We start from the raw sequence: 26,179 nt of genomic DNA, 5'->3' as shown, positions 1-26,179 counted from the left end.
GGGAATGCGGCGCATCCTAGACCTTTTGCGCCGCACGCGGTCCGGCTTCGATGCGCCGCATATACAGCCTGCCGCACGCCGCTTCGGCGTCTGTGCGGCAGCCTTTTCGCTGTTGGTGTGTCTCACGCCTGCCGCCGCGCAGGACCTGCCGGACGTGCCGGCTATCCGCGACGATCTGACGGAAAAGGATCTGGCGCGGGTGCGGGCGATCACCGCCCCGACCACGGACTTCAGCAGGCCCGAGCAGTTCGAGCTGATGCAGGGTGGCGCCGCGACGACCCGCAAGCGGGTCAACGCCGATTCGTTCTCGCAATTTTCCGCCAACATCACCTTCGAGGAAGAAAGCACCTTCAAGCTCGGCAATGCCATCTTCCGCAAGAACTGGGTTTCTTCACCCTCTTCGACGCAGGCATCGGATGGGCTGGGGCCGCTGTTCAATGCCCGCGCCTGCCAGAGCTGCCACCTGAAGGATGGGCGCGGCCATCCCCCCGAGGGCAAGGCCGACGCCACCTCCATGTTCCTGCGGCTGGCGCGCGAGGCCGAAACGGAGGAGGAAAAGCAGGCGGTCGCCGCGCATCAGGTGCTGAACTTCCCTGACCCCGTCTACGGCACGCAGTTGCAGGACCTTGCCGTGCCCGGACTGGTCAGCGAAGGGCGCATGCGCATCGACTACGAGGAGGTCCCGGTCACGCTGGACGACGGCACCGTGGTTTCCCTGCGCAAGCCGGCCTATTCGGTGGAAAACCTCGGCTACGGCCCGCTTGACGCGCGCACCACGCTGTCGCCGCGCATCGCCAACCCGATGATCGGTCTGGGTCTGGTGGAGCAGATCCATCCGGCCGATATCCTTGCCAATGCCGATCCGGACGATGCCGATGGCGACGGCATTTCCGGCAGGGCCTCGATCGTGCGCGACACGCTGACCGGCGAACTGACGCTCGGCCGTTTCGGCTGGAAGGCCCAGACGGCCACGATCCGCCAGCAATCCGCCGATGCGCTGGCCGGCGACATCGGCATATCCTCTCCGGAAGTGCCGCATCACTGGGGCGATTGCACGCCGGCGCAGCAGGCCTGCCTCGACATGCCGACCGGGGTGCAGCCCCGCCTTGGCGACACAGAGGCGCCGGAGCCGATTATGGATCTGGTGACGTTCTATTCGCAGAACCTTGCCGTGCCGGCACGGCGCAATCTCGACAAGCCGGACGTTCTGGCCGGCAAGCAGGCCTTCTACGACATGGGCTGCGCCTCCTGCCACACGCCCAAATTCGTCACCCGCCGCGATGCGCCCAACAAGGCGCACGCCTTCCAGCTCATCTGGCCCTATTCCGATTTCCTGCTGCACGACATGGGCGAAGGCCTTGCCGACGGCCAGCAGGTGGGCGTTGCCGACGGCTATGAATGGCGCACGCCGCCGCTGTGGGGCATCGGACTCACGCAGAGGGTCAACAACCACACTTTTTTCCTGCATGATGGCCGCGCCCGCAATCTGACCGAAGCCATATTGTGGCATGGTGGCGAGGCGCAAAGCGCGCGCGACAATTTCGCGGCAGCCAGCGCCGAAGAACGCGAAGCCCTGATCAAATTCCTGGAGTCGCTCTAGATGAAAGCACTGGCGCTCGCATTTACCTTCTTTCTTTTCCTCCCGGCGGCGGCTCAGGCGGCGATGCCGGCCTCCGATGTGATCGGACAGGCGATCGACGGCTTCATCCGCCCGGCCTATGGCGACCTCGCCGAACGCACCGCCGCGCTTGAAAAATCGGTCGAAGCCCTGTGCGCCACGCCATCGCAAGCATCACTTGACGCCGCCCGCGACGGGTTCGCGCAGGCAGCGCAGGGCTGGGCGAAGGTGGAGCTGATCATGTTCGGCCCGATCCGCGAGGGCAACCGGCTGGAGCGGATGCTGTTCTGGCCCGACCGCAAGAGCATCGGCCTCAAGCAGGTTCAGGCAGCGCTCGCGGGCAGGGACCCGGACGCCACGGAGGCGGATAAGATCGCCCGGAAAAGCGTTGCCATGCAGGGCTTCGGCGCGCTGGAATATGTGCTGTACGGTACTGACGCCGATGAGCTTGCGACGGCGGATGGAGCCTATCGCTGCGCCTTCGGTGCGGCCGTGGCCGGCAACATCGCCGCCATCAGCGCCGAGGTGCGCGACGACTGGAACAAGCCGGACGGCTTTGCCGCGATCTGGGCCACCCCCGGCCCCAACAACCTCACCTACCGCAACGGCTCCGAGGCCGTGACCGAGCTTATGGGCGTGTTCATCAACGGGCTGGAAATGGTGCGCGACGTGCGCCTCAGGGGCTTTCTCGGCCTGCGCCCGGAGAAGGACAAGCCGAAGCAGGCGCTTTACTGGCGCTCGCAGGGCACCACCGCTTCGCTCGCCGCCAATCTCGAAGGTCTGGGCGACCTGTTCCGGGCCTCGCATCTGGCCGATGCGCTGTCGCCCGACGCACGATGGATCGCCGAATCCATCGAAATCCAGTTCACCAACGGCGCGGAAGCCGCCCGCTCGGTGAGCGGACCGATCGAAGAGGCGCTTGATGATCCCGCCCGGCGCGAAAAGCTCGATTATCTCAGCACCGTCACGTCCAGTCTCTCCAACCTGTTCGGTGTGCGGCTGAGCGGCGAGTTCGGGCTGACCGCCGGCTTCTCCTCTCTCGACGGAGACTGACATGCGCACGCCGCTGATCGACCGCCGCGACTTCCTGCGCGCCGCAGGCGCAAGCTTTGCAGCGGCCATGACCCCTTCGGCGTGGGCGCGCGCAATGGCAACGGACGCCGTTTTCGCCACCGCCTTCGTGCGCCGCAACGGCAGCTACGGAGCCGCCGTGCTTTCCGAGGACGGCAAGGTGCTGCATGCGATCGACCTGCCCGACCGCGGCCATGACGTGACCTTCGATCCGGTTTCGGGCCGGGCCGTGGTGTTCGCGCGCCAGCCCGGCACATTCGCCATGGTTTTCGACCACAAGGGCCGCGAGGAACCGCTGACCATTCCCAGCCTTCCCGACCGCCACTTCTTCGGCCATGGCGTGTTCTCGCAGGACGGCGCGCTGCTCTACGCGACCGAGAACGATTTCGACAATGCCGAGGGCATGATCGGGGTCTACGACGCCCGCTCCGGCTTTCAGCGCGTGGGCGAATTCCCGACCTATGGCGTCGGCCCGCATGAGCTTCTGCTGCTGGGTGACGGACGCACGCTGGCGATTGCCAATGGCGGCATCGAAACCCATCCCGATTTCGGACGCGCCGAACTCAACATCGCCACCATGCAGCCTTCCTATGTGCTGGTCGACCGCATCGGCGGCGAACTGATCGAGAAGCACGAATTGCCCGCCGAGCTGCACAAGCTCTCGATCCGCCATATGGACAGGGACGGCGCTGGCAATGTGTGGTTCGGCTGCCAGTATCGCGGCCCGGTGACGGACCTGCCGCCGCTGGTCGGCAAGGCAACGCGCGACAAGGGCATTCAGCTCATCGAAATGCCGCAGGATGTGCTGGCTGGCCTGCGCAACTATGTCGGCTCGGTTGCCGCCAACCCGCTGGCCGGCACCGTTGCCGTGACCTCGCCGCAGGGCAACACGCTTGCCGTGATCGAGGCAGCGTCCAGCAAGGTGCTGTCGGCACAGGACCTGACCGAGGTGTGCGGCATCGCCCCCGACGGCAAGGGCTTCCTGTCGACCACGGGCGGCGGCGTCATCGTCAGCCCGGATGGCGCGATGCTCAGCGATCCCGATCATGTCTGGGACAACCATATGCTGCGTATAGAGGCAGGCTGAAACCTGCACGGCCTCACAAGCTGTGCGGATTGCAATCGGGAATCTGGTTTCATGCGCACCTGCGGCATAGATTCAGGCCATGGCCAGACGTTCCGATTCGCCTCCTGTCGTTCCTGACGTGATCCCGCGCCTGCCGGGCTGGGTGACGGCGCGCGCCGACCCTGCCGATCCCGTCGGCGCGGCCTTCTCAGCCGGTGCCGCCCTTCATGCGCTCGACAGCCTCGTGCGCGCGGATCCGGTCTGGGCAGGCGCATGGCGGCACCGGCTGGCGCTCGACTGTGCGGCCGAGGCCTGCCGCATGGCGGGACGCACGGAGACGCAGGCCGCCCTTCGCGATGCCTGGTATCTTTGCCCGGCAAACGGCGACCCCGGGCCGGCCGGAAATCTTTTCGCGGCATGGCGACGGCTGGCCGGGCAGCGGCCACAGGCCGAGGCGGAAGGGCTGGCGACACTGGCCGAACTGATGGGGCTGCCCGGCGACATGGACTGGCAGGCAATCGCCGGCATGGTCGACACCGCAGCGAAATCCGGCAAGCCAGCCCCGCTGGCGGCAGCAGCTGCAACCGCCGGCATCATGGCGCTCGAACCCCGCACCGAGCTTCTGTGCTGGTGGCTTGTCGATCTGGTGCTGGCGCGCTGCCTTGGCTGGCAGCGGGCAGTGCCGCTTGCCATGACAATGGCGTTCACGCCCATCTTCCGCGTCGAAGGAGGACGTTCAAAGCGCATCAGGCCGGACGATCCGAAGTTCGGGCAGGTTCTGTGCGTGGCGCTGGTCGAGGCGGTTGCCTCCGCCCTGCGCGAGGCTACCACGCTGTCGCGCCGCGCCGCGAACCTGCTGGAAGTGGCGCCGAAGCTGAGGGCCAAGGGCGCTTCCGACGTGCTGGACATCCTGCTCGGGGACGACGCGCTGCCGGGCACCTTCGCTTCGCGCCGACTGTCGCGCTTTGCCTCCCGACGCCTTTTCGCACGGCTGGAACAGTTCGAGGCGGTGCGGGAACTGAGCGGGCGGGCTTCCTTCAGGATTTACGGGCTGTGACCATGACTGATCGCCCGCAGGATGAAGACAGGCCCCGCGCAGCGAAGCAGCCGCCTTTGCTGGACACTGAGCTTGAGCACCTTCCGCCGGAGCTGCGCTGGCGCGAGTGGATGGGCCGCGTCGAGGCGGTGATCTTCGCCGCGTCCGAGCCTGTGCCGCGCGATGTGCTGGCGCGGGTTGTGGGACGCGAGTGCAATCTCGATCTCATCATCGACGACATCCGCGAGGAACTGCGCGGCCGACCCTACGATCTGGTGCGGGTGGCGGGCGGCGTGCAGCACCGGACCCGGCCGGCCTTCGCCGAGGCGATCCGCACCGCTTCCGGTCAGGCTGCGGCAAAGTCCGCCCGCCCCCTGTCACAAACAGAGGCGCTGGTGCTCATGACCATCGCCTACTTTCAGCCGATCACGCGGGCCGAGCTTTCCTCCTTCTTCGCAAAGGAGATCAGCCGCGACCTGATCGCGGTTCTGCGCGGACAGGATTTCATCGCCTATGGCCCGCGCAGCCCAACACCCGGCGCGCCCTACACCTATGTGACGACGAAGACCTTCCTGTCCCATTTCGGGCTTGAGACCCTGCGCGACCTGCCCGATTTCGAAGCGCTGGAAGATGCCGGCCTGCTTTCACGCGAAAAGCTGCTTGCCGGCGAAATCCCGATCTCGATGGCGACGGAGGGCGGGGCGCAGGACGCGGACGAATAGTTTTCGCGCGTCCCGCAGTCTCAGGCTTCTTCGACGGGCTCCGCCGCAGGCTCCTTCACCCGATGCCAAGCCACATAGAGTGCCGGCAGGAACAAAAGTGTGATCGCGGTGCCGGCAATGATGCCGCCCATCATGGCGAAGGCCATCGGCCCCCAGAACACCTCGCGCGAGATCGGGATCAGCGCCAGACTGGCGGCGGCGGCGGTGAGCGCGATCGGCCGCATGCGGTGGGTGGAAGCGTCCACCACCGCATCCCACGGATGCTGGCCCTCGCGGATATGATCCTCGACCTGCACGATGAGAATGACCGAGTTGCGGATCAGGATGCCGATCAGCGCCAGCACGCCCAGAATGGCGACGAAGCCGAGCGGCTTGTTGCTGAGCAGCATGGCGACCGATACGCCGATGATGCCGAGGGGTGCCACCGCCACCACGAGGAACAGGCTCTGGAAGCTCTGCAGCTGCAGCATCAGGATGGTGGCCATCACGAACAGCATCAGCGGCACGACGGCCGCGATCGGCCCCTGGCTGTTGGCGCTTTCCTCTACCGTTCCGGCCGTTTCCACCTTGTAGCCGGCCGGAAGCCCGGCCGCAAAGGCATCGATCTTCGGCGAAATATCCTTCACGATCGTGTCGGGCATGGTCTTGTCGACGATGCCGGCGGAAACCGTGATGGTGGGAATGCGCCCACGCCGCCACACCACCGGCTGCTCCAGCTCGTAGCGGAAGTCGGCGATGGCGGCGAGCGGAACGGAGGAGCCCGTGCCGGTGGCGATCTGGAGATTTTGCAGCGTATCGATGGAATTGCGCTCGGCTTCGCGTGCCCTGACCACCACATCGACCAGATAAGTGGCGTCACGCACCTGCGTGATAGTAATGCCGCCGACCACGCTGTTCAGGGCGGTGGCGATGTCCTTCGACGAAATGCCGAGCTTGCGCGCCTTGTCCTGCAGCACGTCGACGCGCACCACGCGGCCGGGCTCGTTCCAGTCATAGGCGGCAACGCCCAGGCGGTCGTCGGTGTCGAGAATGGCTGAGAGCTGCTGAGCGTAACCGCGCACCGTCTGGATATCCGGACCCGAGACGCGATACTGGATCGGACGCCCGACGGGCGGCCCAAGCTCCAGATATTTGACGAAGGCATCGGTGCCGACGAATTCCCGCCGCAGCACGTCGTTGAACTGCTGGCGCAACCGGTCGCGTGCCTCGATATCTTTGGCGACGATCACCATCTGCCCGTAATAGGGATTGGAAAGCTGCACGTCGAAGGCCAGAACGAAGCGCACCGCGCCCTGCCCGACATAGCTGCTCCAGTGATCGATGTCGGGATTGTCCTTCAGCACCGTCTCCTCGAAGCGCACCATCTGCTCGCTTGTGTCGGAGATGGAGCTGTTTTCGGGCAGGCGCCAGTCGATCACCAGCTCGGGCCTGTCCGATTCGGGGAAGAACTGCCGCTCGACGAAGGTCATGCCGAAGAGCGCCACGGCAAACAGCACGACCGTGATGACGATCGTCAGCCAGCGGAACCGCATGGCGGCAAGCAGGGCGCGGCCAAAGACGCGCATCACCGGCCCCGGCTCCTCTGCCGTCTTGTGCTTCATGGTCGCGGGCAGCAGCGTCACGCCGAGCAGGGGCGCGAACAGCACCGCCACGATCCACGACACCAGCAGCGACACGCCGATGACGATGAACAGCGTATAGGTGTATTCGCCGGCCTGGCTGGAATTGAGCCCGATCGGAATGAAGCCGGCAATCGTCACCAGCGTTCCCGTCAGCATCGGGAAGGCGGTGTGGGAATAGACATAGGTGGCCGCCTTGTTGAGCGGATCGCCCTTTTCCAGCCGCGCCACCATCATCTCCACCGCGATCATCGCATCGTCGACCAGAAGGCCGAGCGCGATGATGAGGGCGCCCAGCGACACACGCTGCAAGGAGATGTCCATATAGGACATGGTCAGAAATGTGATGGCCAGCACCAGCGGAATGGATAGCGACACGACCAGACCGGCGCGCACGCCAAGGCTGACGAAGCTGACCGCCAGAACGATGACGACAGCCTCGAACAGGGCCTTGGTGAAACCTGAAACCGCGTGATCGACCACCTCCGGCTGGTCCGCCACCTTGGTGACGCCGATGCCGACCGGCAGGTCACTCATCGTCTTGTGCATCAGCTCTTCCAGAGCCTGCCCGAACTCCAGCAGATTGCCGTTCGGCTTCATGCCGATGGCCAGCCCGATGGCGTTCTCGCCATTGACCCGGAACAGGGATTTCGGCGGGTCGATATAGCCGCGGGTGATGGTGGCCACGTCCGAAAGACGGAAGAAACGGTCGTTGACGCGCAGGTTCACCGCGCGCAGATCCTCCTCCGAATTGAACTGGCCGCTGACCTGCACGCTGATGCGCTCGGGCCCCGCCTGTACCACGCCTGAAGGAGTTATGGCGTTCTGCGCCTGCAGGCTGTCCAGTATGGCCTGCTGGTCGAGACCGAGGGCTGCGATCTGCCGGGTCGAGAATTCCAGATAGATCGCCTCGTCCTGCGCGCCGATCAGCTCGACCTTGCCGGCGTTCTCGATGGTGAGGATGCGCGAGCGCACATCCTCGACATAATCGCGCAGCTGGCGCATCGACAGGCCATCGGAGGTGAAGGCGTAGATGTTGCCGAACACGTCGCCGAAGCGGTCATTGAAATAAGGGCCGTAGACGCCTTCCGGCAGCGACGAGCGGATATCCTCGAGCATGTTGCGCACACGCACCCAGCTCGGCTCCACGTCCTTCGCCTTGACGGTCGATTTCAGATTGACGAACACGACCGACTGGCCGGCCGTGGTCACCGAGCGGGTGAAATCCAGCCCGTCCAGCTCTTCGAGCTTCTTCTCGATGCGGTCGGTGATCTGGTTGAGGGTCTCTTCGACGGACGCGCCCGGCCAGTTGGCCTGCACCACCATGGTCTTGATGGTGAAGTTCGGGTCTTCCTCGCGGCCCAGCTTCACATAGGAAGCCACGCCCGCAATCAGGAACACGGCCATGAAATACCAGACGAGGGATCGGTGGTTCAAAGCCCAGTCGGAAAGATTGAAGCCCTTCAATTGCGCTTTCCTTCTCCCGCGAGCCGGACTTTCTGGCCCTCGACAAGTTCATGAACGCCCGCCGTCACCACATGGCTGCCCACCGGCACGTCATCCGTCACGAAGCCTGCCTGCGTGCGCTGAGCGACAGCGACTTCGTGGCGCGTCACCTGAAGGCTTTGCGGATCAACCAGCCATACGGACGTTGCGCCGTCCTTTTCGTAAAGAGCGCTGGGCGGAAGCACGACGGGCGCTGTTTCCGCGGCCCGGTGCGCCACGCGCACGGTGGCGCCCAGCCGGAAGCCCGGCTCGGGGTCCTGAAGCTCGATCCGGACACGACGGAGACGCGTCTGCGGATCGGCCTGCGGCGCCACCTCGCGAACCCTGCCCTTGCCGGTGACGGAAGGATCGGCCTGCAGCCGCACCTCGAATTCGGTGCCGGGGCTGAGCAGTCCGTTCAGCCGGTCAGGCACGTCGACGACCGCTTCGCGGATGTCCGGACGCGCCACCGTCAGCACGGGCTGTCCGGCTGCAACCGTCTCGCCCACCTCGGCATGAACTTCGGACACGACGCCATCAAATTCCGGGCGAAGCTGGGCATAGCTGCGCTGGTCCTCGGCCTTGTTCAGCCCCGCACGCGCTTTTTCAAGCCCAGCGGCGGCACTGTCGCGCGCCTGACGGGCTGCATCGTAGACCGCCTGCGATACGCTTCTGGAAGCCAGCAGCGCGCGCTGTCGCTCCTCGCTGGCCGCCGCACTCGCAAACTGCGCCTCGGCGCTGGCGAGATCGGCCTTTGCGGACTGCACCGCCAGATCGAGAGCCGAGGGATCTATCGCTGCGACCGTATCGCCCTTATGCACAAGGTCGCCGACATTGACCGGGCGGCTGGTGAGCCTGCCGAGCACCCGAAACGCGAGTGCAGTGCTGTAACGGGGTTCGATGGTGCCGGTAAAGCCGGTTTCCGCAACCGGGCTGGGCTCGACGATGGTGTAGATCACGGGGCGCGGCAGAGCTTCGGGTTCGGGCGCCTCAGCCTCGCTGCAGGCGGAAAGAACCAGAAGCGGGGTGGATGCAAGGAGCACACGCAGGAACAGGGATCGTCTCATGGTCACTTCCCCTCGCCGCCGGCGGACTGCTCGTTCAGTATGTCGACGACCTGCCCCTCATGCAGCATGTGGCCGCCTTTCACCACAATTGTCGCGCCCTCATCCAGCCCCGCGCGAAGGATCAGGCGCTCGCGCTCATAGGCCAGCACTTCGACCGGCGCGAGCGACACGGTGTTGCTATCGGGAGCCACCCGCCAGACCGCCGGGCGGCCGCGATCGGAGGTCAGCGAACTCCACGGCAGCACCACCACATCGTTCACCGGCAGATGCACGGCAGCGGTGGCCACCGCGCCAAGCGCCATCTGCGGCGGCGGATCGATGATTTCCACCTTGACCCGCACAGTGCCGGTGCGCGCATCGACCACCGGCGAAACCTCCCGGACACGGCCGCTCGCCTCGACTGACGGATCAGACAGGAGCTTGAGCGTGACCGGCGTTCCGGGCGGGCCGTGATTGACGAGCGTTTCCTGCACATCGAGCACCACGTCGCGGCCCCCGTCCTCGGCCAGAGAGAAGGCAGCCTGCGCTGCCTGCACCACCTGCCCCACCTCGACATTGCGTGCCGTGATGATGCCGGCCGAGGGCGCGCGCAATTCGGTATAGGAAAGCTCGTCGCGGGCATTCTCCAGCGCGCTTTCGGCGCTGGTCAGCGTGTTCTTCGCGGTCAGCCATTGCTGCTCGACCTGATCGAAACGGCTTCTGGTGGTAAAGCCCTGATCCAGCAACTGCCGCTGGCGCTGATAGGTGGCCTCAGCCTCGACCAGCAGAGCCTGCGCCGCATCGCGCGATGCCTGCGCGGCGCGCAGGTTGGTTTGCTGCTCGGCATCGTCGAGCTTCGCCAGAACATCACCCGGTTTCACATGGGTGCCGACATCGGCGGTGCGCTCCACGATCTGGCCGCTGACCCGGAATGAAAGATCGACATTGAGGCGGGCATGAATGTCGCCTGAAATTTCCAGAGGCTGGCTGTAGCTCGCATAGCCGACGGTCTGCACCGTCACCGCGAGATTTTCGGCCCTGACCGCATTCAGGGAACAACACGCAGCAAAAGCACCAGCAAGCAAGGGCATGCACAAGCGTCGAGACAGTCGAGACAATGGTTGTTTACCCATAGCGGACCCAGCTTTCCCGGCATTTCTGCGAACTTCACCGGCTGATGGAACCGGCCACATACAAGACATAACCATTCCGGGCCAGAAGTTAAAATTCCTGTATTTTCCAGCCGTTACAAGAGCATCCCTTGCAGAGGCAGAGGTAAAACTGCCCCTCATCCGATAACAAGGCAAAGATTTAGTACGCGCCACATGATTTCAAGGGCATCGCGGCCGGCAGGCGCAGCCCTTCCACAGACCGGGATGGCATGGGTGACGGCCATTGGACTCATTGAAGTTTTGAATTGGATATAAGGTGAGCGCAGAGGCTCACCTAGAGTCAGAACGGCTGAAGAAAGCGAACATCGAAGTCGCAGCCTCTGGCGGGCCAACGGAATTCCGCTGTTTCAATGGGAGATAATCGATGAAACCGTTTCAGGTATTGAAAGGCATTGCATGCGCTGCCTCGATGGCAGCATCGGTCCTCTATGCGGGGGCTGCCTTCGCCCAGACGACGATCGTTGTCGGCTACCAGCAGATCGTCGGCCCGTTCGTGGCGGCCATTGCCGACGGACGCTTCGACGAAGCACTGAAGGACACCGGCTACAAGGTCGACTGGCGCCAGTTCTCGTCGGCAGGCGATATTTCCACCGCGCTTGCGTCCGGCAACGTGCCGATCGGCGTGATCGGCTCGACAGGTGCTGCGGCAGCCGCCACGCGCGGCGTCGACATGCAGCTTTTCTGGATCCTCGACAATATCGGCAAATCGGAAGCGCTGGTGGCCCGCGAAGGCTCCGGCATCGAAAAACCGGAGGATCTGAAGGGCAAGAAAGTAGGCGTGCCGTTCGTTTCGACCTCGCACTTCCATCTGCTGGTCGGCATGGAGAAGGTGTGGAACATCGATCCGCGCGAGGTCAACATCCTTAATATGAAGCCGCCACAGATCGTGGCCGCATGGCAGCGCGGCGACATCGATGCCGCCTATGTCTGGCCGCCGGCTCTCTCCGAAATCCTCAAGACCGGCAAGGTCATCTCCGACTCCGAGGTGATCGGCAAGGAAAGCGTGCCGACATTCGACGCCCTTGTCGTGGACCGCAAGTTCGCGGCCGAAAACGCCGAATTCATGAACGCCTTCACCAAAGTTCTGGCTGACGCCTATGCCGACTACGCCAGGGACAAGGACAAGTGGACGGCGGATTCCCCGGAGGTGCAGGGCATCGTCAGGATGATCGGCGGCTCGCCCGAAGATGTGGTCGAAGCCCTCGATCTCCTCGTCTTCCCGAGCGCCGAGGAGCAGGCCTCCAATGTCTGGCTTGGGGGTGGCGCCGAAAGCGGCGCGGTGCGCGCTTTCACGGAAAGTGCTAAATTCCTGGTCGAGCAGAAGCAGATCGACCACGCGCTGGAGGACTACGCCCCCTTCGTGAACGCGGATTTCGCGACGGCGGCTTCGAAGTAGCGGCTGGAAGACCGGCCGGCGGCGAGATCGCCGTGTGTCCATCCGGACGCACAAGGGACGATCTGAAGTATTGACAGAGCATCGGAATATCCGAAATCCGGATTCCACGTTTCGGCCCGATGCTCTAACGCCGCCGGCTGTTCCCATACGGGACCGCCACGGTCCCGTAGCCACCGGCGCATGCCCTGAGGACATGGTGCGAGAAGGCAAGACATGGAAACGCTCAATGTAAGCAATGTGAACCTGACCTATCCGGGTCTCCACTCGGACGAAGCGGTGATTGCGCTGAAGGGCGTCAACCTGACGATCCACAGCGGCGACTTCGTGGTGGCGCTGGGCGCTTCCGGCTGCGGCAAGACCACGCTGCTCAACCTGATGGCCGGCTTCATGGCGCCGACCGCCGGCGACATCACGCTGGGCGGCCGACGCGTCACCGGTCCGGGCGCCGACCGCGGCGTGGTGTTCCAGAAGCATGCGCTGCTGCCCTGGCTCAACGTCATCGACAACACCGAATTCGGCCTCAAGCTTCAGGGCGTGCCGAAGGACCAGAGGCGTGAGCGCGCCGTGCGCAATCTGGCGCTCGTCGGCCTGCAGGACTTCCACAGGCACATGATCTACCAGCTTTCCGGCGGCATGCAGCAGCGCGTGGGCATTGCACGGGCGTTGACCTGCGACCCGGCCATGCTCCTGATGGACGAGCCGATGGCCGCTCTCGACGCGCTGACGCGCGAGACCATTCAGGAACTGCTGCTCAGGGTCTGGCAGCACACCAACAAGATGTTCTTCTTCATCACCCACAGTGTCGAGGAAGCGCTGTTCCTCGGCTCGCGGCTCATCGTCATGTCGCCACGGCCGGGCCGCATCACCCACACCTACGAACTCGACTTCAACCGCCGTTTCCTCGAAAGCGGGGATGCGCGCGCAATCAAGTCCAGCCCCGACTTCATCGAAATGCGGGAAACCATACTGGGGATCATCTATGGCGACGAGCGAGCATCAGGAAACCCGGAGCTGGCCCATGCTTGAGCGGCTGTCCAAGGCGAAATCCGCACAACCCGGCAAGGTCTATGGCGCACCGGGCGAGGGCTACAGCGGCCATATCAGCCTCATCACGGCACTGGTGCTGATCGCGCTGTGGTTCCTCGTCACCTCGATGGGATGGGTGAGGCCGCTGTTCCTGCCTTCTCCGATTGCCGTCTACAACAAGTTCATCCTCGCCATGACCGACGGCGTCGCCAACTCCACGCTCATCCAGCACACGCTCGCCAGCCTCGGCCGCGTCTTCGGCGCCTTCGCGCTGGCCTGCGTGACGGCCATTCCGATCGGCATCCTGATGGGCGTCAACCGCGTCGTTCGCGGCGTGCTCGACCCCATCATCGAGTTCTACCGGCCGCTGCCGCCGCTCGCCTATCTGCCGCTGGTCATCATCTGGCTGGGCATCGGCGAGTTTCCGAAAGTTTTCCTGATTTTCCTCGCCATCTTCGCGCCGATGGCGATCGCCGCCCGCGCCGGCGTGCGCTCGGTCTCGACCGAACAAATCCATGCCGCCTATGCGATGGGCGCAACCAGCCAGCAGGTGATCACGCAGGTCATCATGAAGGCGGCGCTGCCGGAAATTTTCACCGGGATGCGCATCGGCATCGGCGTCGGCTGGACGACCCTTGTCGCGGCCGAAATGGTGGCGGCCAGCCGGGGCCTCGGCTTCATGGTGCTGAATGCAGCCGAATATCTGGCGAGCGACACCGTCATCATGGGCATCATCGTGATCGGCGTCTTCGCCTTCGCCTTCGACCTGCTCATCCGCCATCTCGAAAAGGTTTTTATCCCGTGGAAGGGACGCATCTGACGGACCTTCGACCGAATGAACCTGACAAAAGCCGGCGCACCTCGCCGGCTTTTTTTATATTCGCACCCGCGTCTCGTGCTCCGTGCACATGCTTCGGGCGCGGTAGCAATTTCAGCAGAAGTGTGCTGCGGTTGTGCGCTCCGCATTGCGCGAAAATAGAGGATCGGAGCAGCCGCGCTGCTCCGCCATCCGATCAAGTGCCATTCACCACGCCGGCAAAAACCCGTCACGGACCAGTACGGCAAGCGCTGCCAATCACCCCTTGCCGAGCTCCGCGCGCGCATGCAGGGATGCTGCCACGCGCCCGATGATCAATCAGGCCGACAGCCCGGAGGCAAAGCTACGCAGCTTTCGCCATGAGCCCGGTCTCCATGCGGTAGGAGATCGCCTCCGCCACATGAATGCGGCCGATGCCCTCGCTGCCGTCGAGATCGGCCAGCGTGCGTGCCACTTTCAGCACGCGGTGATAGGCGCGGCCGGAGAAGCCAAGCTTTTCGCTGGCATCCTGCAGAAGCACCATTCCTCCCTGATCGGGGGTGGCGACCGCCTCGATCAGCGAAGGCGGGCATTGGGCGTTGGTCAGCGCTCCATCGGCACCCAGCGCCTCGAAGCGGGCTCGCTGGAGATCGCGCGCCCGCGCCACGCGCGCGGCGACGGCGGCACTCGCTTCCGACTTTCCCGGGCGGATCAGGTCGGCAGCCGAAACCGCAGGCACCTCGATCCTGAGATCAATGCGGTCCAGCAAGGGTCCGGAGATGCGGGCCTGATATTCCGTTCGGCATCGCTCGCCGCGCGCGCAGCGGAAACCGGGCTCGCCAGCCATGCCGCAGCGGCAGGGATTCATGGCGGCGACCAGCTGGATCCGTGCCGGGTAGCTGATGCGGTGATTGGCACGTGCGATCATGCAGGAACCCGTTTCGAGCGGCTGGCGCAGCGCATCGAGCGTCTGCGGCGAAAATTCGGGAAACTCATCCAGAAACAGCACGCCGTGATGGGCCAGCGATATCTCGCCGGGACGCGCCCTGAACCCGCCGCCCACCAGCGCCGCCATCGAGGCGGAATGATGCGGGGCGCGGAACGGCCGGCGATCGGTGAGCCGCCCGCCCGCCAGTTCCCCGGCAATCGACGCGATCATCGACACGTCCAGCAATTCGCGCGGGGAAAGCGGCGGCAGGATCGAAGGCAGCCGCTGGGCCAGCATGGATTTTCCCGAGCCCGGCGGACCGGTCATCAGAATATTGTGCTATATTAAATTAGATTATCTAATGGAAACCAATAGCTCTAACGAGTAGCAACGAAACCGATAACACGTTATAAACGTTATATGAATTCCATTCTCGCTTATTCCTACGTGCGTATGTCTACAAACCTTCAATTGAAGGGAGACAGCCTTCGTCGTCAGACGGAGCTCTCAAAGGCTTATGCTGAAGAACACGGGCTCCGATTGGTTTCGGATACGGAGCTTCAAGATATTGGTGTGTCTGCCTATAAGGGTGACAACGTTGCAACCGGTGCTCTTGGGAAGTTTCTAGCAAGCGCCAAGGCCGGGCAGGTCCCAGAAGGTTCCTATCTTTTGGTCGAATCTTTAGACCGACTCACACGCCAAGAATTGCTCCCTTCCGTCCAACTGCTTCTAGATATCATAGGCCTGTCTATCAACGTGGTTACTTTGCTAGATGGCAAGGTATACTCCAAAACCAACGCGGACATGGCATCAATGATGTTTTCCATCGCGTTGATGAGCCGAGCACACGAGGAGTCGCAAACCAAAAGCCGTCGAATAGGCGCAGCTTGGAAGGCGAAACGGGATCGGGCCGGGGAACAGAAACTAACAAAGATTTGCCCAGCTTGGCTGAGTCTTGCTGATGACAAGAAAACGTTTCAGGTGGTCAAAGATCGTCAAGAGATAGTACAGCGCATATTCGAATTAACCGATGAAGGCATGGGCTCATATTCCGTTACCAAATGGTTAAACCAACAGAGTATCCCGCCTTTTGGGCGAACCTCTTTGTGGAATCAATCATATGTGACGAAGATTCTACAAAATCGCGCTGTGCTAGGAGAATATCAGCCTCATGTCCTCATTGACGGAAGGCGTAGGCCAGAGGGCGATCCGATACCTGATTACTTCCCTCGCATTATAGATGAGGCGCTCTTCTATCGGGTTCAACAGGCTCGACGCTCCCGAGCATCAGGTTCAGGTGGTAGACGTGGGGAGACGCAACGCAATCTCTTCACCCATATCGCGAAATGCGGTTATTGCGGATCACCAATGCGCCTCATCAACAAGGGTAAGGGACCCAAAGGGGGCACCTATCTGAAATGTCATAAAGCATTGGCAGGCGGGGCATGTTCAAAGACCTCGTGGAGATATAATGAGTTCGAGCAGTCCTTCTTATTTTTTATTCGTGAGATCGACTTGGATGGCATCGTCAATGCCGCAGCTCGACTGGATACTAAAAAGAACTACGAACGCATCCAAAAAGGCCTCGCTGCAAAGCTTCAACATGAAAATCTGCGGCGAGAGCGATTGTTTGATCTTCTCGGCGATGAACGGCAGAATTTGTCCGTCCTTAAGGAGCGGCTTGTGACCGTTGAGCAGCAGATAAAGCAAATTCACGATGAAATTGCGTCCCTAGAACCTCCATCAGGAGAAGACAGTTCATATAAGCTGTCTTCCGCTGGGCTCCTTGATCTTATTTCCTCAATCCAAGGAGACGGTTCATTGGACAGGCGAGTAAAATTGGCTGCTCATTTAAAGTCTCTAATAAAAACCATCTCGCTAGAGACAGAAGGGGATGGCCCACGTCGCGGCGAAATCGATCGATGGATTGGAGAAGAGGACACCGAATTTAGAAACCGCTTCCTCAAATACCGAGAGGAAATGGACGAACAGTTTGGACGTACGGCACCCAGCTTTACGGTCCATTTTGTTGATGGTCGCTCACGTCTTGTTCGCGTTAGGCGCGGAAGTCCTACGAACTTTATTCAGATGCTTGCAGGCGACGGTATGGATTTCGGAGAAATCGGCAATAAAGTTGAGTGGAATGGAACTCGTGATCCAGGCTGGTACGTCGAGAATATTGAAATACATCCCCCCTCAAATCAGAGAAGTATACTGTAACATAAAAATCATATAATAATTCTCTTATATTATATTTATCTTTTCTATAACATAGTGAGTGTCTATCGACGCGTCCTGCGTGTCCCTCCCGGTGATCGCCGTTGTCATTTTCCGTCAAAGACCGGATGCCGGTTCCGAACAGAACGGAGATCAAATGATGGCAACCACAAAGAACACGTCCAAGGAACCGGTCACACTCGGTGAGAACGACATGACGGTAATCAAACAGGCGATTGCGGAGGGACGGTCACTGATCGAACAGGGGAAGACCAAGGTTGAGGCTTCCATGGCAATCTACAGCGCAATGAAAGATTACCCCCAAGAAACGGTGGTTTCAGCGATGATTGATGGAGCCGGGCTGACACCGAAAGGTGCACTGACTTACTGGTACAATTGCCGTCGTAAATTTATGAACGATATTTCATCAGAAAATATCCAAAAGTAAAATGTAGTTAAAATAAGTATAGAGGGCAGATAATGGATTATATAGCTATCTGTTGCCCTGTAACCTGTATACCTGGACATGGGAAGCGGAGGTTTCCCCATGTCCCTGATCAAACGTCCCAATTCCCGCTACTGGTACGTCCAGCTTCAAATCGATAACAGAACATTCGTACGTTCAACCAGAACCACTGAGCGTAAAACCGCCCTGAAGATCGCGGACAAGATCCGTGCTGATATTCATCAGGAAATCACTTTTGGCGAGATAAAAACCACCTCCTTCGGGGAGGCGTTAAGACGCTATGTCGATGGGAAAAGGGACACCCCGAACCACGCCAATCTCATTTCCCATGAAAAGACGATCCTTAAGATTATAAGTAGCACGACCCGGCTCGATGCCGTTACGACGTCTGTCATTGAGGAGTACATTCGTCGCAGAATGATTGAGGGGCGCAAGCCGCAAACGATAAAGCACGGGGTGAATTGTATCGTCGGCGCGATCAAAAAGGCCCGTAAGGACGGGTATGCGTGGCTGGCTGATGAAGAGCAAACTCAAGGATTTGCTGCGAGTGGCATTTGGAACCTGCCCTCCGGGCATGGTTCATCTGCTCTCGAAACTCGATCCTCGTGCTGAATCAGCGGAATTCTACAGAGCCGTGCACTTGGCGTTGAGCCGCGGGGATGTTCTCACCCGGATTTTGCAGCATTCGCGGACAATTGATCCCAGAATGGTTTTTGGGATTGCCTATCTGCCCACCGACAGGATTACCGAAAAGATCGCTGGCTATGCACTTCGGCGTGGCATCTCCGATTTCGACGTAGAGGAATTATCATGGCTGGGCAGGAGAATTGGGGATTTCGATCAATCCGGGGTGGTTTTGGATGCCATTTCCAAATCAAGCAATCCTCTCATGGCCATGCGAAAGGCAATCGCCAGTCTCACCTTTCCCAATCCTCCGTGGAGAGTGAAAGAACTTTTGCCAATCGAAACGGCAGAAGAGCTTTCGAGCATCGCCCGTCAACTGGGTAACTGCCTTGCCGATCATGACCAGTTTTATTCGTCCTGCGTCGATGTTCAGGCGGGGATCGCCTATTATTTTCGAACTCCCGGTGACGACTATCTGCTGATGAAATTCAGCAAGTTCGCTGGTCTGGGCTGGTATCTCGATGAGTGCCGGGGTCCCAAAAATCGACGGCCAACTGTGGAGGAAATCGATCATATCACCAAGACTGTATCCCACTTGGATGGCATCTGGTGCAGGCGATTGAGCTATCAAATGAGGTAGTGGATACGGGGTATGCTCTCCGTTCGGAATTCAGCAATGGAAAAAGGGGATTTAGATGAAACGACTACTTTTTACAGTATTTGCGACTTTTGTTGTTTCAGACGCAATTGCCGATGTTCCATTTAAGGAGCATTTAAACGGGGATTTAACGGTCAAAATTTCTAAGCTTACGAAGAAGCACATTAAGGAACTCGAACATGATATTCCCGGAAATCAGGGAAAGTGCGTTCGTTTCCAAATAATGGAGTTTCAGGATTACGAAATGAACGACGCTATAATGCGAATCCCAGCGAAGAGTCATGGGATTGAGTTCGAGTCACATGGTGATGGCAATATTAATATAATTTGCGCCCGGTTCACAGAAGATTACTATAATGAAAAAGGTAAACTAGATAGGTCTGTCGAATACGAGGAAATTGAGGGTTACTGAAATAGTAAAGTATCATTGGTAGCGATAAAATGAAGATCATGGTTGGTGTGCCTGCCAGAAACAAGTTGTGCCGGCGCATTTCTCAATGAAGAGTTCCCGGAACGTTCGGATGCCGTTAAATATGCTATTTTATAGGTTACAAGATTAAATGAACCATAAAACGTTATCATTGGAAATTGATGTCGGATCCGCTTCTGAGCGGGGTATGTGGAAATTCGGATAGGTACAAATCACAATTAAATGTGCAACATAACTCCGTTCGACTTCGCTAGTTGCGATCGTTAGATAGTTCCCTTTCTGGCGGGATTACGAATCCATGCAACGATACTTTCAAGAAATTGCCATACATCATCATGAGCAGGGTGAACATAATTCGGATCACTGGGATCACTACCCAACCGCTCAAGCATTGCGATGGTCCAGTCTGTCTTCTTGCCTGATACCGAAAGCATAGGAAGCCAGTTCTCAAGTTCACCTCGACGAACTGGGAATATTCCATAGTCCTCAAGATTGTTGAGTAGTTGCTCCGCTGCTGTCTTATTTTCGGCGTCAAGGATATCGATGCCACCATCTGATTTCATATTTTTCCCGGTGGCAACCAGTGCATCCTTGATAGCGGCCCTCTGCTGACCGTAACCCAAATGTAGAGCGGTTGGCACTTGGGCTGCCTTCAACCAATCTGTCCAGGTCACACCGCCATCCTTCACGAAATCGATATCGGGAATTGCTGCTGCTGGAACCCCAAATTGACGAAGCGGTGCCATCATATCCTTAATCGTCTGTTTGTTTTGCGCATTGATGAAAAGTATTGATGGATACTCAGGTTTACTAGAAGAAAGTCGATGGTAGATTTCTCCGTAAAATGCTCGATCATTATCGGATTCACAGATCACTACACCATCATGAAATAAACCCGAAATTACATTGGCGCTGCGCATGAGAGGGCGCTTGAAAAATGCTTCTAAACTTTTTGGATCGATCATCCGTGCGCGAGATTTGCTATTGCTATATTCAAGTCTCACTACACGCACAGTCGGAGAAGATTGAACGCACCCCATGAGGAAGTCGGAACTGTGAGTGGATGCCATTAGTGTGCCGCCACGTTCCTCGGCTAAACTAGCAAGACTTTTGCCAAGCTTACGAGCTAAAGGAGGATGCAAGAATGCCTCTGGTTCGTCGACAAGGATGGTATGGAACTCCCCTGAACAAATAGCTGTGACGATACCGGTAAACGCTTGCACTCCGTCGCTCGCATCTTTGATATAGACGGCATCAGCATGGAACTTACGAGCGTCTGCATTAAGCGACTGCTCATCCGCCAAGGGCTCCTTATCAGAGAGACGAATACGCAATTGCCCTAGATTGGTAGGATCTATCACAAAGTTCAGCGCAAAAGCCTCTTTAACAAGTGCCCGCACCTTTTGTCGTGCGAGGTCATCCTTGAAAAGATGCATTAGGACATTCTGAGATGGTCCAATAAGATCATGCCCCTGTTGATCATTGGTGAGGTTAAACCGTGACCTCCCATCTAATCTGATAACTCCCCACTTCAAATATTGGGTTGCCATCCAGTTTTTATCATCTTTTTCGCCTGCAATTCTAAAAAGATCATTCTCATCCATCTGAATAGTTTCTTGTCCGCCAGACGGGTTTAGTCGACCGAGAGTAACATATCCAGCTGGTAAATTCAGATTATTGAAATGTTTCATCTTATCTAGAGTAGAATTCATGCTTTCTAATGTTGGCCATTCGATCTGATAATCCTTCAGTATATGGAGACCTGTGGGAAAGGGATGAGTATTGAAAGCCTGTTCTAACTCTCGCAGGATAAGGCTTTTTCCAGAATTATTAGGTCCAACGAATATGGTTATCCCTTTTGCTGGCAAGCTAATGGGCCCAGTTTCGGTGAAATCTAGATCAATTGACTGAAGCATAGGACGGCTCGTAATTTAAGGATGTTTGTCCATATCACCACTACGGTGGAATACCACTACCGTTCTTTAGTGTGAGAGCGCACATCGCACCGAGCTGCACCGACACCGAAGCCGGCTATTCAAGGTTCACGGCCGCGCATCCCAGTGGGCCGCCGTTTCCCTGAAATCTGCTTGACGGTCAAGAAGGGCGAAGAACCGGCTTCGCTGCACTAGATGTCAAGGCGCGAGATGCCCACAAACCGGACCCCGTCGTGGTGGTTTCTTCCTGCGACTTAGAGATCGAAACCGTATGCCAGTTTGTCGTAGAATGAGCATAGCTTTCTGTAAAAAGACGAGTATGGATCGATGAAATCGCTTGGCTTATGGCCCAATATAAATTTCCTTAAAAACTCCAGATCTACGTTCTTCGGATCTTGGTAAGGAATGAATATTGCGACCTTTTCCGGAGGTGCCTCTTCTATAATTTCAGCAGTCGTCTTTCCTGACCAGTACTTTTCATACTGACTTTTGTAGGAAGACAGCGCGTAACTCTTCTTCGCAATCTTCTCGCATACAGCCCGTGCTGACGTATAGGGCGATCCATTGAGCGTTTCTGCGTTGTTAACGCCCACATCACGAAGATATCGAAAGACTGGTATAAATGTAGTGCTCGATCTTCGAAATATTGGGAATGCAAGCTTCAGAAGTTTCTCTGGATCAAAAATAGAATTATCCTTGGCAAAGTCCGTGTATACGTCGGAAAGATTTATTCCCTGATAGCCGCTCTCTGCGAGCGCTTTTTCTTCACGCTCAGCAAGTTTCTCTTTCTTTTCGATTTGAGCTTGCGCGATGCCGACACCGACGACGAATTCTACTTCCTCGCTGGTATCCAGTTCATCGATGTCAATTACCGAAAGCTTTTTCTCGGGTTTTTCGGACTTAACCAACTCATACATCTGCTCCTTGCAATATCGAAGTATGCGAGCTGGGATTGCTGTTTCTTCTTTTAGGCTTATCATCTGCTCCACTTTTTTCTGGATATTCGTCCCCAGTTTGCACCTGCTTAGGTTCAAGCAAAACTAGACGACTCTGCTCTCTGGAGAACTCATCGGACGTTCACCAACAAAATCGAGATGTCAACCGGGAAGAGGCCATCTTCGAGCGCAATCCCATGCGCAGATAGATTGTCACTTCTCCCGCGATTTCGGGGAAAGGACGGCAAGTTTCGGGTGGCGCTAGGAGCGAGCCGAACGGCGACAATTGGGGTCGAAAGCCGCCTTTACACTAATCGGCGATTGCAGGGATCGCTCTACATCCACGCAACTGATTCTCCAGCTATCTCATCAGCAGCCACAGAACGACGGCCGCCGCTATCGCGCCCGCTAGAAGCGGGGCGTGTCGCCGCAATTCCCAACCGAGATATTCCCGCCACGTCAGGGAACTCCGCCAGCGTCGGAAGCCCTTTCGCTGTGCAGCTTCGTAGGCTTTGTCAGCCCGCCAGCTCATACCGGCATCTTTCGCAATTAATATAGTACAATATCAGCAGATTGTGACCGCCTGCGGCCGCCACCTCCAGCGCCCGGCGCGCACTTTCCTGCCCCTTGATGTCGGCCAGATCCGGCAGGTCGGCGCTGCCGGCACGCACGCCCGGTTCAGGACGCGTGAGCACCTGCGTGCCCCGGAAATGATTGGCGAGCGCAATCAGGCTGCGCGGCGCCAGAAGATCGAACTCGCCGCCCGCCCACGCCGCCTCGGCCCCGCAATCATGAGGGCAGATCAGCCCCCGGCCCTCACCATTGGCGGCAATCGCCGCCGGCAGCGCCCCGGCGACCGAAGCGATGGCGCCGTCCAGCGACAGTTCCCCCAGAACCACATAGGCGCTCAGCGCCTCGCCCTGAATGACCCCGATCGCAGCCATCAGCCCCAGCGCAATCGGCAGGTCGTAATGGCTGCCTTCCTTGGAAGCTGATTAAGGCTTCCCATATACTCACGCAAACTCCTGTAAATTCCTGTCTCCTTTTAATTTCAATTATTTAATGGACGGCATATTACTTGATGCTAATTGACACTCCCCCTTGTTTCCGATGCCGTGGTGAGTATATGGTGAGTTAGAAATCATAGGCAGTCATTATCATTTGCCCAAACTCACCAAAGCCATAGTCGACCGCGCCGAGCTTCGGGAAAAACAGTACACGGTCTGGTGCTCCGAGCTGAAAGGCTTCGGGGTCTATGTCCATCCGAGCGGCCGTCGTACCTATTTTATCGACTATCGGACCGACGATGGAGTGCGGCGGCGCATGACCATCGGGAGACACGGCGCCCTAACCACGGAACAGGCGCGCAAGCTCGCAATCGAAACCATGGGAGGGGTGGTTCTCAAGAAGGCTGATCCGCTGGCTGAGCGGAGGTCCCGGCGGTCATCTATAACGGTGAGTGACCTGTGCGACCAATATCTCAAAGTAGTTGAGAGCGGCATGATTGTCGGCCGCAGTCGACGGCCGAAGAAGGCCTCGACCATCGAGATAGACCGTGGCCGCATCGAACGGCATATCAAGCCGTTGCTGGGCACGAAACGCGTCATCGATCTCACCCGTGCTGACGTGGTGAAATTCATTCGGGACGTGACCGCCGGAAAGACAGCCGTTCATAACCGCAGGGGGAAGAATGGCGCTCGCATTCTGGTTACCGGTGGGCCGGGGACAGCGGCGCGCACGGTCGGCCTTCTTGGAGCAATTCTGACCTATGCCGTTGGCGAGGGTGTCATCGAACACAATCCTGCCGCCAGTGTTCCAAAACCTGCCGACAATGTGCGCACCCGACGCCTCAGTGCTGATGAGTACCGTGCCGTAGGGAAAGTTTTATCTTACACAAGCGCTGAACTCGGGACACCGCAAGCGCTCACCGGCGCGTGGCTGTTGGCCCTGACCGGTTGCCGACTGGGTGAGATCGTCAATCTGACCTGGGATGAGGTAGATGAGACGTCAAGCTGCTTCCGGTTGAAGGACAGCAAAACCGGCCCCTCGGTACGGCCTATCGGCAAGGAGGCTTTTGACGTTCTTTCCGATGCCTTGAGAGTAGACGGAAACCCTTACGTGCTCCCGGGCCTTCGCAAGGAAGGGAATTACAATGGCCTGTCGGGCGCATGGCTGCGTTTTATGAAACAGGCGCAGTTGGAGGGAGTAACCCCACACACCATGCGTCACTCCTACGCTTCGATTGCAGGCGATATCGGTATGTCTGACAGCACCATCTCTTCCCTGCTTGGCCACTCCAGCGCGACCGTCACGAGTAAGTATGTCCATCGTCTCGACAGCGTGTTGGTCGCAGCTGCCAACAAAGTTTGCCGCGAAATCTTCCGACAGATGACTGGCAAAGGCGGCAACGTGATCGACATGCCGCGACGCGCCTAGTCGCGGCACCTCTCCGCAGTTGAACGCACCGGGGCGGAAAGCCGCTCTTCAGCCCAAGCGTCTAGGTCTTCAAGGCGATAGAGCGGGATACGCCCGTGGTATTGCATAACCGGCCCTCCCCCAATGGAGGCGAGATTGTTCAGGGTGGATACAGCAATCTCGATCCCGTGCTTCTCGGCCAGATATACAGGGACTTCTCTACGTCGCAGACGCGGTTTCTGTATGACACTCAAGGAACTGCGCGAGAAGCAGCAGACTATCGTCTCTGAGGCTCGTGAACGTCTCGACCAGATCAATGCCGCGACCGACGAGGCGCGTGCGAAGGAACTGGAAACCCAGCACGATGCAGCCATGGCCGAGTATGATCGCCTCGAAACCCAGATCCAGCGCGAGGAACGGCAGGCGAAGCTGGAAAAGGACGCTGAAGAGCGTCGCGCCCGCCAGCGTCCTATCTCCGGTGACGGCGAAGGCCGAGGGCAGGATGAAGGCGACAAGCCCGATTATCGCCATGCCTTCCACCGCTATGTGCAGGTTCGTGGCGACCTGTCGATGCTGAACGACGAAGAGCGCGCAGCACTGCGTCAGGGCGTGTCCGATCCGGAAGTGCGCATGCAGACCACGACAGGCGGTGCCGGTGCAGCCGGTGGATACACGGTGCCGACCGAACTCCAGAACCGCCTGATCGAATCCATGAAGGCATGGGGACCGATGTATGATGAGGACATCTGCACGGTGATGAACACCACCGGCGGCAATCCCATCGACATTCCGACCATCGACGACACGGCAATGACGGCCGAGCCTCACACCGAGGGTGGTGCGGTCACTGACGATGGAGGCAAGGATGCGACCTTCGGCAAGAAGACGCTCAATGCGTTTTCCTTCGATACCGAATGGGTCAAGTTCTCGTGGGAGCTGGCACAGGATTCAATCTTCAACTTCGAGACCCTGCTGGGCGGCCTGCTCGGCAAGCGCCTCGGTCGCACGGCCAACACCCAGCTGACCGTTGGCGCCGGCAGCACCACCGGGCCGAACGGCATCGTCACAGCCTCTAGCCTCGGTAAGACCGCTGTCGCGACCGCCGCCATCACCTATGACGAGGTCATCGACCTTGTGCATTCTGTCGATCCTGCCTACCGGCAGTCGCCCAAGGTGCGGTTCATGTTCAACGACAGCACCCTTGCCGCGCTGCGCAAGCTGAAGGATGGCGAGAACCGCTACATCTGGACGGCGGGCGATGTCCAGAACGGCATTCCCGGCACGATCCTCGGCTACCGCTACTCCATCAACCAGGCGATGGATTCGCTGGCGGCCGCCAAGAAGGTGATGCTGTTCGGTGACTTCGGCGCCTACTTCGTGCGTAAGGTCGGCGGCATTGTCATGTTCGTGGCTCGCGAGCGGTTCGCTCCCGACATCGGCCTGCTTGGACTGGCGCGCTTTGACGGTGAACTGGGCGACACCGCCGCCGTCAAGCACCTCATCACCGCAGCTTCGTAAG

The 26,179-nt window shown here is 59.1% G+C and carries 20 protein-coding genes and 2 pseudogenes; 15 read left to right on the top strand and 7 right to left on the bottom strand.

What is annotated here, in order from left to right:
* The first annotated feature begins 4 nt into the window (after positions 1-4).
* The 5 genes from MIC97_RS12945 to MIC97_RS12925 all read left to right on the top strand — a co-directional run bounded on the left by MIC97_RS12945 (position 5) and on the right by MIC97_RS12925 (position 5,513).
* Entirely contained in the window at positions 5-1,600 is a 1,596-nt protein-coding gene (locus MIC97_RS12945) for a di-heme oxidoredictase family protein (protein ID WP_239800366.1), read from the top strand.
* Positions 1,601-2,671: an imelysin family protein gene (locus MIC97_RS12940; protein WP_239800365.1), complete on the top strand. Its 1,071-nt coding sequence runs from the start codon at positions 1,601-1,603 to the stop codon at positions 2,669-2,671. It begins immediately after the preceding gene.
* Position 2,672: 1 nt separating this feature from the next.
* Positions 2,673-3,776, top strand: coding sequence for a DUF1513 domain-containing protein (locus tag MIC97_RS12935; RefSeq protein WP_239800364.1), 1,104 nt, complete (start codon positions 2,673-2,675; stop codon positions 3,774-3,776).
* Between the two features lie 79 nt (positions 3,777-3,855).
* Positions 3,856-4,812, top strand: a complete 957-nt coding sequence (locus MIC97_RS12930) for a DUF1403 family protein (RefSeq protein ID WP_239800363.1) — start codon at positions 3,856-3,858, stop codon at positions 4,810-4,812.
* A 2-nt stretch (positions 4,813-4,814) separates the two neighbouring features.
* Entirely contained in the window at positions 4,815-5,513 is a 699-nt protein-coding gene (locus tag MIC97_RS12925; protein ID WP_183831332.1) for an SMC-Scp complex subunit ScpB, read from the top strand.
* A gap of 20 nt (positions 5,514-5,533) precedes the next feature.
* On the opposite strand, the gene MIC97_RS12920 is transcribed toward MIC97_RS12925, so the two are convergent.
* From MIC97_RS12920 to MIC97_RS12910, 3 genes are read right to left on the bottom strand one after another with little or no spacing between them, the layout of a single operon-like run.
* Positions 5,534-8,599: an efflux RND transporter permease subunit gene (locus MIC97_RS12920; RefSeq protein ID WP_275592344.1), complete on the bottom strand. Its 3,066-nt coding sequence runs from the start codon at positions 8,597-8,599 to the stop codon at positions 5,534-5,536.
* Complete coding sequence (locus tag MIC97_RS12915; RefSeq protein WP_239800362.1) at positions 8,596-9,684, bottom strand: efflux RND transporter periplasmic adaptor subunit; 1,089 nt, start codon at positions 9,682-9,684, stop codon at positions 8,596-8,598. Before MIC97_RS12915 ends, MIC97_RS12920 begins: the two co-directional genes overlap by 4 nt.
* 2 nt (positions 9,685-9,686) lie before the next feature.
* Complete coding sequence (locus MIC97_RS12910; protein WP_239800361.1) at positions 9,687-10,685, bottom strand: efflux RND transporter periplasmic adaptor subunit; 999 nt, start codon at positions 10,683-10,685, stop codon at positions 9,687-9,689.
* A 514-nt stretch (positions 10,686-11,199) separates the two neighbouring features.
* On the opposite strand from MIC97_RS12910, the gene tauA reads away from it, so the two are divergent.
* From tauA to MIC97_RS12895, 3 genes are all read left to right on the top strand, one after another.
* Positions 11,200-12,231, top strand: coding sequence for a taurine ABC transporter substrate-binding protein (gene tauA / locus MIC97_RS12905; RefSeq protein WP_239800360.1), 1,032 nt, complete (start codon positions 11,200-11,202; stop codon positions 12,229-12,231).
* Positions 12,232-12,444: 213 nt separating this feature from the next.
* Positions 12,445-13,257, top strand: coding sequence for a taurine ABC transporter ATP-binding protein (locus MIC97_RS12900; protein WP_239800359.1), 813 nt, complete (start codon positions 12,445-12,447; stop codon positions 13,255-13,257).
* Positions 13,250-14,077, top strand: coding sequence for an ABC transporter permease subunit (locus MIC97_RS12895; protein ID WP_239800358.1), 828 nt, complete (start codon positions 13,250-13,252; stop codon positions 14,075-14,077). Before MIC97_RS12900 ends, MIC97_RS12895 begins: the two co-directional genes overlap by 8 nt.
* Before the next feature lie 340 nt (positions 14,078-14,417).
* Here MIC97_RS12895 and MIC97_RS12890 read toward each other — a convergent pair.
* A pseudogene (locus tag MIC97_RS12890) lies at positions 14,418-15,320 on the bottom strand (ATP-binding protein); the annotation flags it as partial.
* Positions 15,321-15,401: 81 nt separating this feature from the next.
* Between MIC97_RS12890 and MIC97_RS12885 the strand changes: the two are divergent.
* The 5 genes from MIC97_RS12885 to MIC97_RS12865 all read left to right on the top strand — a co-directional run bounded on the left by MIC97_RS12885 (position 15,402) and on the right by MIC97_RS12865 (position 19,358).
* Positions 15,402-17,201, top strand: coding sequence for a recombinase family protein (locus tag MIC97_RS12885; RefSeq protein WP_239800357.1), 1,800 nt, complete (start codon positions 15,402-15,404; stop codon positions 17,199-17,201).
* 154 nt (positions 17,202-17,355) lie between these two features.
* Positions 17,356-17,646, top strand: coding sequence for a hypothetical protein (locus MIC97_RS12880; protein WP_239800356.1), 291 nt, complete (start codon positions 17,356-17,358; stop codon positions 17,644-17,646).
* 99 nt (positions 17,647-17,745) lie between these two features.
* A complete protein-coding gene (locus MIC97_RS12875; protein ID WP_239800355.1) occupies positions 17,746-18,276 on the top strand; it encodes a hypothetical protein in 531 nt (176 codons plus the stop codon).
* Positions 18,239-18,928 (top strand): hypothetical protein, encoded by a 690-nt coding sequence (locus MIC97_RS12870; RefSeq protein ID WP_239800354.1) that lies wholly within the window; start codon positions 18,239-18,241, stop codon positions 18,926-18,928. Before MIC97_RS12875 ends, MIC97_RS12870 begins: the two co-directional genes overlap by 38 nt.
* Before the next feature lie 55 nt (positions 18,929-18,983).
* On the top strand, positions 18,984-19,358 hold the full coding sequence (locus MIC97_RS12865; RefSeq protein WP_239800353.1) for a hypothetical protein: 375 nt from the start codon (positions 18,984-18,986) through the stop codon (positions 19,356-19,358).
* Positions 19,359-19,639: 281 nt separating this feature from the next.
* Here MIC97_RS12865 and MIC97_RS12860 read toward each other — a convergent pair whose 3' ends face one another.
* From MIC97_RS12860 to MIC97_RS12850, 3 genes and pseudogenes are all read right to left on the bottom strand, one after another.
* Positions 19,640-21,292 carry an AAA family ATPase gene (locus tag MIC97_RS12860; RefSeq protein ID WP_239800352.1) on the bottom strand — a complete coding sequence of 551 codons (1,653 nt, stop codon included), beginning with the start codon at positions 21,290-21,292 and terminating at the stop codon, positions 19,640-19,642.
* Between the two features lie 272 nt (positions 21,293-21,564).
* Positions 21,565-22,299, bottom strand: a complete 735-nt coding sequence (locus tag MIC97_RS12855) for a hypothetical protein (RefSeq protein ID WP_239800351.1) — start codon at positions 22,297-22,299, stop codon at positions 21,565-21,567.
* A 509-nt stretch (positions 22,300-22,808) separates the two neighbouring features.
* Positions 22,809-23,231, bottom strand: a pseudogene (locus MIC97_RS12850) (magnesium chelatase domain-containing protein); the annotation flags it as partial.
* A 175-nt stretch (positions 23,232-23,406) separates the two neighbouring features.
* Between MIC97_RS12850 and MIC97_RS12845 the strand changes: the two are divergent.
* Positions 23,407-24,681, top strand: coding sequence for a site-specific integrase (locus MIC97_RS12845; RefSeq protein WP_239800350.1), 1,275 nt, complete (start codon positions 23,407-23,409; stop codon positions 24,679-24,681).
* Between the two features lie 222 nt (positions 24,682-24,903).
* A complete protein-coding gene (locus MIC97_RS12840) occupies positions 24,904-26,178 on the top strand; it encodes a phage major capsid protein (protein ID WP_239800349.1) in 1,275 nt (424 codons plus the stop codon).
* Position 26,179 lies beyond the last annotated feature (1 nt).

It is taken from the genome of Aquamicrobium sp. NLF2-7, from assembly GCF_022359935.1.
GTDB classification, from domain to species: domain Bacteria; phylum Pseudomonadota; class Alphaproteobacteria; order Rhizobiales; family Rhizobiaceae; genus Mesorhizobium; species Mesorhizobium lusatiense.
The sequence above is the reverse complement of the archived record's forward strand: the minus strand, read 5'-3'. Positions and strand labels throughout refer to the sequence as shown.